Genomic DNA, 12419 nt, shown 5'->3' on the forward strand with positions numbered 1-12419 from the left:
GACCTGGACCAGTGAATTGGTCGGCGGTCTCGCGACACGGAACCGGACGTCAGGGGCGTGCCCTAGGCCACCTTGGTGATCTTGCAGTCAATGCCTGCCGGTCCAATGGGAGCTTGCGCCGGGTTGGTTCCTCCGAAGGTGGTCGTGTCGCGGACCTCGAAGGTCTGTCCGCCGATCCTCTCCTGAGAGGCTGCATCCAGTACGTCGACGGTCACTGTGTAGCTCGTCGCGTCGAGGACCGGAGTACCTTCCCCTGGCGCACCTGTCATTTGGCGCACGGCGAAGACGCCCAGGCACACCAGCATGCCCAAGGCGATGACAATCTGAATCCTCCGCAAGGGGCGCCGAGGCGAGCTGTATCCATCGCCGGCCGTAGTCCACTCGTGAGTCGGCATTCTCTGTCCCCCCAGAACCCTGATCGATCGTGCTGCACGCCGCAAGCGCCGGTCAGCTTGCAGCGCAGATGCGCCACGAGGTCAGACGAGTTCGCAGTTGCTGTTAGCACGGTCGGCGTAAGCCGGAGGGTGGGCGGGAGCTCGCGTAGTGGCGCGCTGAGGAGCGGAGCGACGAAGATAGCGGCCGCGTAGCGTGCGTGGGAAAGAAAAATCCCTCCCCGGTGTGCGGAGAGGGTGGTGGTGGTCAGGGGCGGTCTCGAACCGCCGACCTTCCGCTTTTCAGGCGGACGCTCTACCAGCTGAGCTACCTGACCGGGGAGAAAGTTCGGCGGCGGTGTTTTGGACACCGCCGCCTTCTCCTGGCGACCCAGACGGGACTCGAACCCGCGACCTCCGCCGTGACAGGGCGGCACGCTAACCAACTGCGCCACTGGGCCAAATGACTCGATGATCTTACAGCATCTTCGAGGTACTTCTTGCACCGGTCTTTCGACCGTATCCCCAACGGGATTCGAACCCGCGTTACCGCCTTGAAAGGGCAGCGTCCTAGGCCACTAGACGATGGGGACTCGGACCCGCGGGAGCCGAAGCTCCAGGGACAGCCGTAAGCATAGAGGAGACCGTGCCAGCTTCCAAAACGAGATACTGGCGGGGTGATCGAGATGAGTCGGGTCGACTTCGAGGGGCTCGTGGCGCAGGCGCTGGACGAGGTGCCGGAGGAGTTGGCGGCGCTGATCGACAACGTCGCGGTGTTTGTCGAGGACGAGCCGCCGGCGAGCGATCCGGACCTGCTCGGGATCTACGAGGGCATCCCGCTGACGGAGCGCGGGCACGACTACGGCGGCGTACTGCCGGACCGGATCACGATCTACCGCAATCCCACGCTCGCGATCTGCGAGGACGTCGACGACGTCGTCGATGAGGTGAACATCACGGTCGTGCACGAGATCGCGCACCACTTCGGCATCGACGACGCCCGCCTGCACGAACTCGGTTACGGCTGACCGTAGGCCGATCGCGGATCGGTGAGGTAGCCTCGGGCGGCCGGTTTCGGGGACCGGACCGCCTAATCTTTTGAACGATCTAGTGAGGCCTCGCCGTGAGCGATCAGCAACCGCCTGCCTGGAACCCCGACCACCGCCCGACCGGGCCGTACGGCGCCCCGCCGCCACCGCCCGGTACCCCGTCTCAGCCGTACGGCGCGCCGTCCGAACCCACCGTTCCACTGCCGCAGTACGGCCAACCGCAGCCCGGCGGCCCGCCGTCTCAGTACGGCAACCAGCCACCGCAGTACGGCAACCAGCCGCCCCAGTACGGCAACCAGCCACCGCAGTACGGCAACCAGCCACCCCAGTACGGCGGCCAGCCGCCGCAGGGCCTGTACTCGGGCAGCGGTCAGCCGCCCGGCAAGCGCCCGAGAGGCCCGTGGCTGTTGGTCAGCGCCATCGCTGTAGTGGTTGCGCTCGTCGGCGGTGCTGTCGTCCTCCTGACGAGCCGTGGCGACGACACCACCGACACCGAGGCCCCGATCCCGACGGCCACCTTCACCGATGAGGTGGCCAGCCCAACCGCCAGTCCGTCCTCTGAGCCCCCGTCGGCAACCCCGTCGACCAGGCCGACCCCGACCCCGACCCCGACGCCCACGCCCGCCGAACGGCGTCGGACCCTGAAGGACGTCGACCAGGGCATCGCCGTGTACGACGACGTGTACGTGAACCCGGCCGCGGGCTGGCGTAAGAGCCGCTCGACGACGTACTCCGTCACGCTCGGCGCCACCACCCGAGCCGGCGCCGCCATGGTCGTCGTCAGCCCGGCCGGCATCTCCCCGCGGACCGCGGTTGTCGCGGTCGCGCAGGCGCTGATCAAGGCCGACCACCTGAAGGCCGCCAAGCAAGGCCCCGTGCGGACCGTCAGCCCGGCGAACTCGAACATCGGCGCCCAGGCCGAACTGACCTACTCGGGCCGCTACACCGCACCGGACGGTGCTGTGTTCTCCCTCGTCTCCAGGTGTACGACGATGACCGGCGTCGAGTCGATCCACAACGTGACGGTCACGCTGTGCGTCGCGGCCCGGAAGGACGCGCAGAAGCCGGTCTTCAGGGACGGAGCCCGCATGCTGGCCTCTGTCGCCCGTTCGATCTAGAAACCCTAGGAGCGGCCGAAGAGGAGTTTCCAGGGCATGAGGGCCGACTCGAGCTGCACCTTGAGGGACATCTTGGAGACGCCTTCGGTGCGTTCCTCGAAGTGGATCGGGACCTCGGCGATCTTCAGGCCGCGCTTGACCGTGCGGTAGTTCATCTCGACCTGGAACGAGTACCCGTTGCTCTCGATCGACGACACGTCGATCCAGCGCAGGGTGTCGGCCTTCCACGCCTTGAACCCGGCGGTGGCGTCCTTCACGTGCAGCCGCAGGATGGCGTTCACGTAGAAGTTCGCGAACGCGGACAGGGCCCGCCGGTGCCAGCCCCACTCGGCGGCGGCCGAGCCGCCCGGCACGTAGCGGGAGCCGATCACCACGCCGGCGTCCGTGGTCCGCAGCGTCTCGACCATGGTCGGGACGACCGAGGCCGGGTGCGACAGGTCCGCGTCCATCTGGATGACGATGTCGGCGCCTTCGTCGAGCGCGCGGGTGATCCCGGCGACGTACGCGCGGCCGAGGCCGTCCTTCGCGGTCCGGTGCAGTACGCCGACCTTCTCCGGCGACTCCTTCGCCAGTTCGTCGGCGACGTCGCCCGTACCGTCGGGGGAGTTGTCGTCGACGACGAGAAGCTCCAGGCCGGGCAGGTTCAGGTCGGACAGCAGCCCGGCCAGCACGGGCAGGTTGTCCCGCTCGTTGTAGGTCGGTACGACGACCACGATCTTGGCTAGCTCACCCATGACTTTCCTTCGTCGGAGACACCGAAAGCTACCGTATCCGCGGTCAGAGCTGGGTGAGCGCCTCTGCGACCGTGCTGAAGATGCGGAACTGACCGCCGAGACCGGTGACGCTGAGCGGGCGGTCGACCGGGCGGCCGACGCCGACCAGCGCCAGGGTGATGTTGTGCTGTCCGGCCAGGTTGCGGGCCTCGACCAGGTTGCCGAGGCCGGCCGAGCTGCAGAACGTGACGGCGGACACGTCGATCAGCACCAGCCGGGCCGGCGGCGCGACCGCGGCACGGATCGCCTCGGCGGCGAAATCGGTGCTCGCGATGTCGATCTCACCGGACATCCGGACCAGCAGTACGCCGGGTTCCAGCTCCTCGGCCACAGCGTCGAAGGTGGTCCTGATCATCTCGCCGTCACGCGGCTCTGGGTGGCTGGTCACGCCGAATCTCTCCCCGGGTAGCGCCACGAACGCAAGGTCCTGGCGGAGTGGAACTGCCCTGCCCTCACCGTATGCCTGAACGCGCAGGCATAACAACGGGTCTGCCTCGGATGACCCCGGAGCGTGACCTCCGACCTGTAAGCGCTGCCAAAATCAAGCAAACGAAGGACCCAGGACGGGTGGTAGACAGGACGACATGGGCGTTCTCGACGGTAAGACAGCGCTGGTCACCGGTGGCTCGCGGGGGATCGGTGCGGCGATCGTACGGCGGTTGGCCGCGGACGGCGCCGTGGTGACTTTCACGTATGCGAACAGTGAAGCGGCCGCGGCCGACGTGGTCGCCGAGGTGAAGGCAGCCGGCGGCGAGGCGATCGCCGTACGGGCGGATCAGTCGGACCTGTCCGCGATCGACGAGCTGTTCGACAAGGCGGCTGAGCCGACCGGGACGCTGGACATCTTCGTCTGCAACGCGGCGCAGGCGATGGTGAAGCCGATCGCCGACGTCACCGTCGAGGACTACGACCAGCTGTTCGCGACCAACGTCAAAGGTCCGTACTTCGCGATCCAGCGTGCCGGCCGCGTTCTCCCCGACGGCGGCCGGATCATCGCGTTGTCCACCCTCAACACCGTGATGCCGGGCCCTGGGATCTCGCTGTACGCCGCGAGCAAGGCAGCGCTCGAACAGTTCGTGAAGATCGCCTCCCGCGAGTACGGCCCGCGCGCGATCACCGTGAACACGGTGTCGCCGGGCGCGACCGACACCGACATGTTCCACGACCACAATCCCCCCGCGGTGAAGGACGCCCTGGTCGGCATCACCGCGCTCGGCCGGATGGGCGAGCCCGCCGAGGTCGCGGACGTGGTCGCGTTCCTCGCCGGTCCGGACGCCCGGTGGATGACCGGGCAGAACCTCCGCGCGACGGGAGGGATGCTGGTCTGAGTACGACGGACTTGCTCGCCGAGATCGACGCCGCCGCCGATCCCGCGGTGGCGGAGGTACTCGCGCGCTACTTCAAGCTCGGGCCCGGCGAGTACGGCCACGGCGACCAGATGATCGGCGTGAAGCTCTCGACGATCCGCGGCATCCTCAAGCCGTACCTGCGCGCTGACCTCCCGCTGCCCGAACTGGAGCAGGCCCTGGCCAGCCCGGTGCACGAGCATCGGCTCGCAGTCCTTTGTGTGTTGGCCGATCGCGCATCCCGCAGTCTGAAGCCGCGTACGGCGAACCCGGACGAGCTCACCGCGATCTACGAGCTGTACACGCGCAGTACGGCGTACATCAACAACTGGGATCTGGTGGACTGCAGCGCTCCCCAGGTCGTCGGCGGGTACCTGCTCGACAAGCCGCGCGATCCCCTCTACACGCTGATCGGCTCCAACCAGCTCTGGGAACGCCGGATCGCGCTGGTCGCCACGCAGTACCTGATCGGCCAGGGGCAGACCGCGGACACGTACAAGCTGGCCGCCGAGGTCCTCGACGATTCGGAAGACCTTATTCACAAGGCCTCCGGCTGGATGTTGCGCGAAGCAGGCAAGCGGGTTTCCGAGGACGAACTGCGCGCCTTCCTGGACCAGTACGCGACCCGCATGCCGCGCACCATGCTCCGCTACGCCATCGAACGCCTCGACCCGGACAGTCGCGCGCACTACCTCAAAAGATAAGTCGACATATCAGCTCGGTGTGCGGCTGTCGGCGTACGGCGGGGCCTCGAGCGCGCAATGTGTGTGGTGGTGCACGAGGTGATGCTTGCGCGGTACGCCGCGATCGCCCAGGGTCACCCACGCGATCACGCCGCCGGCTGCCGCGAGGACCGCGGAGATCCACAACGCGTGCCCGAATCCGTTGTGGAAGGCAACGGGATCGCGGTACGCGTCGCCGGTGATACCGGCCGCCATCGGGATCGCCGCGACCGCCATCAGCTGCGCCGACCGGGCGACCGCGTTGTTCACCCCGGACGCGATCCCCGCGTGGTGGTCCTCGACCGACGACAGCACGGTCGCGGTCAACGGCGCCACGGTCGCGACCAGACCGAGCCCGAGCAGAACGACGGCGGGCAGTACGGCGGTGTAGTAGCTCGTGCCGGTGTTGATCCGCAGCATCAACAGGAACCCGCCGGCCATCAGCGCCGGCCCGACGGTCATCGGGATGCGCGGGCCGATCCGGTCCGCGAGGCCACCGGCGTACCCGGACAGGCCGAGCATCAGTACGGTCATCGGGAGCAAGGACGCGCCGGCCCAGAGGGCTGAGTAGTGCAGCGCGGTCTGCAGGTAGACGACGACGAGGAAGGTCGCCGTACCGAGGGCGCCGTACACGACGACGGTGACCAGGTTCGCGCCGGTGAAGCGGCGGTTGGCGAAGATGTTCAACGGCAGCATCGGGTGCGAACCGCGACGTTCGACCTCGATGAACGCCACGAAGGCGACGACCCCGATCGCCAGGCTGGTCAGCACCATCGCGTCGCCGAAACCGTGGTCGCCCGCGCTGATCAGGCCGTAGGTGATGCCGGCGAGACCGACGGTCGCCAGGATCGCGCCGTTGATGTCGAGCTTGCCGGCGGCCTCTTCGTCGCGAGTCTCCGGTACGTGCCGGAGCGTGACCAGGACGGTCGCCAGAGCGAGCGGTACGTTGAGCAGGAAGATCAGCTGCCACGATCCGCTGTCGACCAGACTGCCGCCGACGAACGGGCCGACGGCCGCGGCCACCGAGGTGAGACCGGACCAGGTGCCGACCGCCTTACCGCGATCGGAGTGCTGGAACGTTGTCTGCAAGATGGCCAGGCTGCCCGGGGTCAGCAGCGCACCGCCGATGCCTTGCAGGACGCGGCCCGCGATCATCACCTCGAGGTTCGGCGCGATCGCGCAGACGACCGAGGCCACGGCGAACCAGATCACCCCGACGACGAACGTCCGCCGCCGGCCGAGCCGGTCGCCGAGCGAACCGCTGAGCAGCACCAGCGACGCCAGCATCAGCATGTAACCGTTCACGATCCACTGCAGACCCGCCATGTCGGCGTTCAGGTCCTCGCCCATCGCCGGTAGCGCGACGTTCACCACGGTCCCGTCCAGGAACGCCATACCCGACCCCAACGCGGTGGCCGCCAGCACCCACCGGCCTCGCGCCGTACCCAGCGCGATCCGCTCATCACTCATGGGGTCAGCGTGGCAGATTCAGCTGCAGTACGACGAGGGCCTTGCCGGCTGGGATGGCGGGCCGGACCGTGAGGCGGGGCAGATCGCCGACAGCGCACCTGGGTTCGTCCAGCAACGGGCAGACGACGTTCAGCAGCCCGCTGGTGACCGTGACGTCGGTCGGCAGGGTGCTCTCGACGCTCGCAGTGAGGGGACGAATGGCCGCGGCGGCGCGGGACGTCTGCGAAGGTGTGGCGCGCACCGTCGAGCCGGACAGCTTGTAGGTCAGCTGGATCTTGGTCGCTCCGGGGGCCAACCGAATAAAGCTGGTGCCTGTGATCGTGGTGTCCCGGAGCGGCACCGCCCGGCCGTTGGCGAGCACCTTCAGGTTCGTCACGCGTGGTGTCGTCGGGGCCATCATTCCGGGCAGGTTCTGACCGGACGCCGGTAGCTGCAACGGCAGCCTGCCGGCGGCCTCGGGCAACACCACGTTCTCGGTGATGTCGAACGAACCGTCCGAGCGCGGTACCACGGTGAGCTTGATCCCCGGCTTGGCCTGGTTGGTGCCCGGCGTAGTCGCCGGCTGAGACGAGACCGGCGTACTTGTGGTCGCCGGCGCGGACGGAAGGGAACCGCTGACTCCCGGGCTCGGGGCAGCCGGGCCCTGCGACCCGTCCGAGCAGGCGGCGGTCGCGCTGTACCCCAGCACCAGCGCGACCGCCGCCAGGTATCGGGTCGTCGTGGTGCGCCGCGACTCCTCCACCCCCCAAAAAACGGACCTGGCCGCAAAGAAGATTCGCTACCCCTGGCGATCAGGTAGAACTTCCGCATACGATACGCCCGAATTCAAGGGGTCGGGCGTTTGTTTCACAATTTTCCGGTGAACTCCGGAGGGGGAGAAAAATGCGGAGACGGAGCGTGTCCGGGCAATCCCGGGCGGTGCACGGAAATGTTACGAGAATTCACGGTGCGGTAATTCGAAGGGTAGTTCCGCTGCTGCTCGCGGTGTTGATCGCGGCCGCGCCGGCACTACTCACCGTGCCCGCCGAGGCAGCCGCGGGCGCCAACCTGTACTTCGTCCAAGGCCTGCCCGGACGCACTCTGGACATCAGTGTCGACGGGCGTCAGGTCGCCACCGGAGTCGCCGGTGGGAAGCTCGTCGGGCCGTTCGGGGTCGCGTCCGGCAAGCGGACGATCACCGCCAAGCAGGACGGGAAGGTGGTGATCCAGCGCGCGATCACGGCGGGCTCCGGCACGAGTCTGGACGTCGTCATTCATCAGCCGGTGTCGCCGACGGGGGCGCCGCTGATCACGACGTACGCGAACAAGTTGACCGCGGTGCCGAAGGACAAAGCCGGATTGCGGGTCGCGCACGATGCCGCGGTCGGTCCAGCTGACATCCGGGTGAACGGAAAGGTACTTTTCCAGAACGTCGCGAACGGCGAATCCCTGGACGTGGTCGTTCCGGCGGGCACGTACAAGGTCGACATCGTGCCGACCGGTGCGACCTCACCGGTCGTACTCGGTCCGCTGGATCTGCCGGTGCAGGCGGGGTACCTGACCCGGGTGTTCGCGATCGGCGCTCCGAGTCAGAAGACCATGACCGTCGCGCTCGGCACGATCAAGGTTCCGGCCACCGGATCGGCCAAGCCGGGCGTGGTGGACACCGGAACCGGCGGACAAGCGGCGGGGCTCGACCAGGCGCAGAGCCCCGCCGCCCAGTCCGGGCTCTGGATCGTGGTGTTCCTCGCCGCGCTCGGGGTCGCGGTCGTCACCGGCCGGAAGGTGGTCCGTCGCTGAACCGGCGACTCGCAGGTACGGCGCTGTGCTGTCTCGCCTTGGCCGGCTGTTCGGCCGAGGCGGACGGCGCAGCGCCTGTACCCACGCCCACGGCATCCATCAGTTTCAAGCTCGGCGGTACGCCGTCCGCCGCCGAGTCGACCGCACCGAAGTCCGCGCCACCGGGACGCGTCGGTACGCCGGCGCCGAGCCAGCGCATCCGTTTCGTCCCGGAACAGGTCGTGCTGCCCGGGGGAGCCAACGCATCGGTGCTCCCGGCAACTACCGTCTCCGGTCAGCTCCAGGTGCCGGCCAAGGCGCAGCGGGTCGGCTGGTGGGACGGCGGCGCCCAGGCCGGTGATCCGTTCGGGTCGGTGGTGCTGGCCGGACACGTCGACACCAAGACCGAGGGGCTCGGGTTCTTCGCCCGGTTGCTCGACGTACGGCGCGGTGAGGTCGTCGTACTGCACGGGTCCGGGCATACGGCGTCGTACCGGGTCGTCTCGGTCGTGTCGGTGCGGAAGGACGCGCTCGCGACGAAGAGCGGCGCGTTCGACCAGACCACCGGCCACCGGCTCGTGCTGATCACCTGCACGGGTGCGTACGACGCGTCGCGCGGCGGCTACGAGGACAACCTGGTGGTGACCGCGCTGCCCGTCGGCCTGGCCAAGTAGGCTCGGCGGTCATGGCCAGGTATTTCGACATCCATCCCGAGAACCCTCAGCGGCGGTCGATCGGGCAGGTGGTGGACCTGCTGCGTGAGGACGGGTTGATCGCGTACCCGACCGACTCCTGCTACGCGCTCGGCTGCCAGCTGGGCAACCGGGACGGCATCGACCGGATCCGCACGATCCGGCACCTGGACGACCGGCACCACTTCACGCTGGTGTGCGAGAACTTCGCGCAGCTCGGTCAGTTCGTGCACATCAGCAACGCGGTCTTCCGCTCGATCAAGGCGGCCACGCCGGGCAGCTACACGTTCATCCTGCCGGCCACCAAGGAAGTGCCGCGGCGGCTGCTGCACCCGAAGAAGAAGACCGTCGGCGTACGCATCCCGGACCACGTCGTCACCCAGGCGCTGGTCTCCGAGCTCGGCGAGCCGCTGGTCTCCAGCACGCTGCTGCTCCCGGGCCACGAGGAGCCGATGACGCAGGGGTGGGAGATCAAGGAAGAGCTCGACAACCAGATCGACGCAGTCATCGAGGGCGAGGCCGGCACCGACCCGACCACCGTCATCGACTTCTCCGAGGATCTCCCTGAGGTCGTCCGCGTCGGCTCCGGAGACCCGACTCCGTTCGAGTGAACTACCTGCGGTCTTGTCATGGGGTAACAAATGACCGATGGTGGCGGGCGAGCGTTAGTTAGTTACCTCGTCCGCCCCGGAGGGACTCATGCGACGTGTTCTGCTTGCCTTGACCGTTCTGCTCATTACCGCTCTCGTGCCGCCGTTTGCGCAGGCCTACGCCAACGCCTTCTTTCCGACCCAGAGCCGCGGCAACCGTGGTGCCGACGTACAGGCGATCCAATTCCTGCTGCAGCACGCTGGACAGTCCGTAGGTGCGGACGGGGTGTTCGGCGCGACCACTGTGACCGCAGTGAAGGCGTTTCAGACCGCCAAAGGTCTGGGGGTCGACGGGATCGTCGGACCGCAGACCTGGGGTGCGTTGGCGCCGACCATCCGTTCCGGCGACAGCAACGCCGCGGTGAAGGCGTTGCAGGTCGAGTTGAACGCCAAGCGCCGCCTCAGCCTCCCGGTCGACGGTGTCTTCAGTACGGCGGTCCGCGACGCGGTCGTGTCCTTCCAGTCGCATGCGGGGATCGGCGCGGACGGCGTCGTCGGCCCGATCACCTGGCGCAACCTGGCCTGGCACTACGACTACCCGGACTTCAGTGCGAACCTGTGCGACCAGGACCCGGACGGCAACGGTACGGCGGCCAACTGGGCAGCTGCTGCACCTGTGGCGCAGCTGGAAGCCGCCGCCCGCTCGTTCGCGTCCACCGGCCAGGGCAAGGTCCCGTACGGCGATGCGGGATTCGAGCACGGTGGCGACATCCCGGGCCACGCCAGCCACGACAACGGGATGGATATCGACATCTGGCCGATCCGTACCGACAACGCGCAGTGCACCGCGGGCCGGATCACCTGGGAGTCTTCGACGTACGACCGGGCCGCTACTCGCCAGCTCATCCAGGCCGTTCGCGCCGCGGCGCCGGGGCACGTGAAGTACATCTGGTTCAACGACCCGACCCTGATCGGCGAGGGCCTGACCCAGAACTGGCCGGCCCACGACAACCACCTGCACGTCCGGTACTGCGAGAAGGTCCACCCGAACAGCACCTACGTCTGCTGACAGACTGGCCGGCGTGACCTACACACTCGACCTGAACCCCGACGAGCTGCTGACAACGACCCGTACCGTCCGCAAGCGGCTCGACCTCGAGCGGCCGGTGCCGATGGAGCTGGTCCGGGAGTGCATCGAGATCGCGTTGCAGGGCCCGTCGGGGAGCAACCGGCAGACGTGGCATTGGCTGGTGATCACGGACGCTTCGAAGCGCGCTGCGGTGGGTGGGTACTACCGGCGCGCTGTCGAGTCGTACCTGGCCGGCCCGGGCGCGGCAGGGAAGCTCCACGCCGACGACCCCGAGCGTGGTCCGGTGCAGCGCCGAGTCGGTGACAGCGTGGCGTACCTGGGTGAGCGGATGGGAGAGGTGCCGGTGCTGGTCATCCCCTGTTTGCAGGCGCGAAACCTGCCGGCCGGGAACCAGTCCGGGTTGTGGGGCTCGATCCTGCCGTCGGCGTGGAGCTACATGCTCGCGGCGCGGGCGCGTGGCCTCGGTACGGCGTGGACCACGCTGCACCTCACCTACGAGCAGGAGGTGTCCGAGCTGCTCGGTCTGCCCGAGGACATCCGCCAGACGGTGCTGATCCCGACGGCGTACTCGATCGGCACGAACTTCAAGCCGGCGCCCCGGCAGCCGCTCGACGACGTACTGCACATCGACGCCTGGTGATCACGAGGCGGCCATCTCCTCGATGGTGAGGCCGCTCAGGACCGAGCGGGGCTCCGTGACGGTCAGATCCAGCGCCGGGTCGGCGTCCGCGTCCTTCACCTTGACCAGGAGCCAGTCGCCGCCGGTACGGGTGAAAGCCCAGGCCCCGTTCAGCTTCACGCCGTGCAGTTGCACTTTCAAGTGCCCGCGTTCGATCGCCTCGGCCGGGTCGACCAGTTGCCGGCGGTCGTCGCGGGTGAGGTTCGTGTAGACGCCGGCGTCCCAGACGATCACCGCGCCGCTGCCGTACTGCGCGTCGCGGTGCACCCCCTCGTACGACGCGTACTCGAGATCGTGGTCCGTGGTGAACACCGCGAGCCGTTTCACGATCGGATCCAGCGACGGCCCGCGCGGCACGGCCCACGACTTCAGCACCCCGTCCACCTCGAGCCGTACGTCGTAGTGCAACCGCCGGGCATCATGCAGCTGGACGACGAAGATCGGCTTGGACAACGGGGCTCCTGGATGAATTCGAGTTACCGCTAACGGTCGGTCATGTTGCGGTTGTACGCTTGCGACTGGTCGGGAAACCGGCCCACAAACTTCCTCCATCATCCGCCCCTGTCCCTAAGCAGGTGCCCATGTCCGTAGCCCCCTCACCGGCGCGGCCGATCGCAGTCCAGATCCGCATCGGCGGCCGCTGGATCGCGGGTCAGGAGCTGGGTCGCCGGACCGGGACGGCCGGGACCGACGAGGTTCTCGTCAGTCACCACGGCCATCTCGTCTGGATCGATCAGAGCTCCGTCCGCGAATCCTGAAAG

General features: G+C 67.9%; 16 protein-coding genes and 3 tRNA genes. 10 read left to right on the forward strand and 9 right to left on the reverse strand.

The features are described from left to right. Positions 1-62 precede the first annotated feature (62 nt). The 4 genes from ACLJOO_RS21835 to ACLJOO_RS21850 form a co-directional block, all read right to left on the reverse strand. Positions 63-311: a hypothetical protein gene (locus ACLJOO_RS21835; protein WP_410789098.1), complete on the reverse strand. Its 249-nt coding sequence runs from the start codon at positions 309-311 to the stop codon at positions 63-65. A 322-nt stretch (positions 312-633) separates the two neighbouring features. Next, positions 634-709 (reverse strand) — tRNA-Phe (locus ACLJOO_RS21840). Positions 710-755: 46 nt separating this feature from the next. Continuing rightward, positions 756-832, reverse strand: a tRNA-Asp gene (locus ACLJOO_RS21845). A 59-nt stretch (positions 833-891) separates the two neighbouring features. Continuing rightward, positions 892-964 (reverse strand) — tRNA-Glu (locus tag ACLJOO_RS21850). A gap of 84 nt (positions 965-1048) precedes the next feature. Here ACLJOO_RS21850 and ACLJOO_RS21855 point away from each other — a divergent pair. Both ACLJOO_RS21855 and ACLJOO_RS21860 read left to right on the forward strand, forming a co-directional pair. Then, positions 1049-1399, forward strand: coding sequence for a metallopeptidase family protein (locus ACLJOO_RS21855; RefSeq protein ID WP_410789100.1), 351 nt, complete (start codon positions 1049-1051; stop codon positions 1397-1399). A 95-nt stretch (positions 1400-1494) separates the two neighbouring features. Further along, entirely contained in the window at positions 1495-2538 is a 1044-nt protein-coding gene (locus ACLJOO_RS21860; RefSeq protein ID WP_410789101.1) for a hypothetical protein, read from the forward strand. A gap of 5 nt (positions 2539-2543) precedes the next feature. Here ACLJOO_RS21860 and ACLJOO_RS21865 read toward each other — a convergent pair whose 3' ends face one another. Both ACLJOO_RS21865 and ACLJOO_RS21870 read right to left on the reverse strand, forming a co-directional pair. Next, positions 2544-3272: a polyprenol monophosphomannose synthase gene (locus tag ACLJOO_RS21865; protein ID WP_410789102.1), complete on the reverse strand. Its 729-nt coding sequence runs from the start codon at positions 3270-3272 to the stop codon at positions 2544-2546. Positions 3273-3315: 43 nt separating this feature from the next. Beyond that, positions 3316-3699 (reverse strand): STAS domain-containing protein, encoded by a 384-nt coding sequence (locus tag ACLJOO_RS21870; protein WP_410789104.1) that lies wholly within the window; start codon positions 3697-3699, stop codon positions 3316-3318. A 196-nt stretch (positions 3700-3895) separates the two neighbouring features. Here ACLJOO_RS21870 and ACLJOO_RS21875 point away from each other — a divergent pair, with 196 nt between their 5' ends. Further along, complete coding sequence (locus tag ACLJOO_RS21875; RefSeq protein WP_410789105.1) at positions 3896-4639, forward strand: SDR family oxidoreductase; 744 nt, start codon at positions 3896-3898, stop codon at positions 4637-4639. Next, on the forward strand, positions 4591-5361 hold the full coding sequence (locus ACLJOO_RS21880; RefSeq protein ID WP_410789107.1) for a DNA alkylation repair protein: 771 nt from the start codon (positions 4591-4593) through the stop codon (positions 5359-5361). Before ACLJOO_RS21875 ends, ACLJOO_RS21880 begins: the two co-directional genes overlap by 49 nt. Positions 5362-5370: 9 nt before the next feature. Here the strand turns inward: ACLJOO_RS21880 and ACLJOO_RS21885 are convergent, their stop codons facing one another. Next, positions 5371-6849, reverse strand: coding sequence for an MFS transporter (locus tag ACLJOO_RS21885; protein WP_410789109.1), 1479 nt, complete (start codon positions 6847-6849; stop codon positions 5371-5373). Between the two features lie 4 nt (positions 6850-6853). Next, positions 6854-7591, reverse strand: coding sequence for a hypothetical protein (locus ACLJOO_RS21890; RefSeq protein ID WP_410789110.1), 738 nt, complete (start codon positions 7589-7591; stop codon positions 6854-6856). 242 nt (positions 7592-7833) lie between these two features. On the opposite strand from ACLJOO_RS21890, the gene ACLJOO_RS21895 reads away from it, so the two are divergent. The 5 genes from ACLJOO_RS21895 (at position 7834) to ACLJOO_RS21915 (ending at position 11619) form a co-directional block, all read left to right on the forward strand. After that, positions 7834-8628: a DUF4397 domain-containing protein gene (locus ACLJOO_RS21895; protein ID WP_410789111.1), complete on the forward strand. Its 795-nt coding sequence runs from the start codon at positions 7834-7836 to the stop codon at positions 8626-8628. A gap of 38 nt (positions 8629-8666) precedes the next feature. After that, entirely contained in the window at positions 8667-9281 is a 615-nt protein-coding gene (locus ACLJOO_RS21900) for a class F sortase (protein ID WP_410789112.1), read from the forward strand. An 11-nt stretch (positions 9282-9292) separates the two neighbouring features. Continuing rightward, entirely contained in the window at positions 9293-9910 is a 618-nt protein-coding gene (locus ACLJOO_RS21905; RefSeq protein ID WP_410789113.1) for an L-threonylcarbamoyladenylate synthase, read from the forward strand. A gap of 88 nt (positions 9911-9998) precedes the next feature. Then, positions 9999-10958, forward strand: a complete 960-nt coding sequence (locus ACLJOO_RS21910; RefSeq protein WP_410789114.1) for a penicillin-insensitive murein endopeptidase — start codon at positions 9999-10001, stop codon at positions 10956-10958. A 13-nt stretch (positions 10959-10971) separates the two neighbouring features. Next, positions 10972-11619 (forward strand): nitroreductase family protein, encoded by a 648-nt coding sequence (locus tag ACLJOO_RS21915; RefSeq protein WP_410789115.1) that lies wholly within the window; start codon positions 10972-10974, stop codon positions 11617-11619. Here the strand turns inward: ACLJOO_RS21915 and ACLJOO_RS21920 are convergent, their stop codons facing one another. Next, positions 11620-12111 (reverse strand): DNA polymerase ligase N-terminal domain-containing protein, encoded by a 492-nt coding sequence (locus ACLJOO_RS21920; RefSeq protein WP_238155526.1) that lies wholly within the window; start codon positions 12109-12111, stop codon positions 11620-11622. It abuts the gene before it with no gap. Positions 12112-12239: 128 nt separating this feature from the next. Here ACLJOO_RS21920 and ACLJOO_RS21925 point away from each other — a divergent pair, with 128 nt between their 5' ends. Continuing rightward, positions 12240-12416, forward strand: coding sequence for a hypothetical protein (locus tag ACLJOO_RS21925; RefSeq protein ID WP_327639587.1), 177 nt, complete (start codon positions 12240-12242; stop codon positions 12414-12416). Positions 12417-12419: the final 3 nt, after the last annotated feature.

The sequence above is a fragment of the Kribbella sp. C-35 genome, from assembly GCF_046549195.1.
Taxonomy (GTDB): domain Bacteria; phylum Actinomycetota; class Actinomycetes; order Propionibacteriales; family Kribbellaceae; genus Kribbella.

Bases quoted from the DNA above. Each gene is read 5' to 3' on its own strand.
- ACLJOO_RS21865 (WP_410789102.1), bottom strand. From the start codon at position 3,272: ATGGGTGAGCTAGCCAAGATCGTGGTCGTCGTACCGACCTACAACGAG.
- ACLJOO_RS21875 (WP_410789105.1), top strand. From the start codon at position 3,896: ATGGGCGTTCTCGACGGTAAGACAGCGCTGGTCACCGGTGGCTCGCGG.
- ACLJOO_RS21885 (WP_410789109.1), bottom strand. From the start codon at position 6,849: ATGAGTGATGAGCGGATCGCGCTGGGTACGGCGCGAGGCCGGTGGGTG.
- ACLJOO_RS21905 (WP_410789113.1), top strand. From the start codon at position 9,293: ATGGCCAGGTATTTCGACATCCATCCCGAGAACCCTCAGCGGCGGTCG.
- ACLJOO_RS21910 (WP_410789114.1), top strand. From the start codon at position 9,999: ATGCGACGTGTTCTGCTTGCCTTGACCGTTCTGCTCATTACCGCTCTC.
- ACLJOO_RS21925 (WP_327639587.1), top strand. From the start codon at position 12,240: ATGTCCGTAGCCCCCTCACCGGCGCGGCCGATCGCAGTCCAGATCCGC.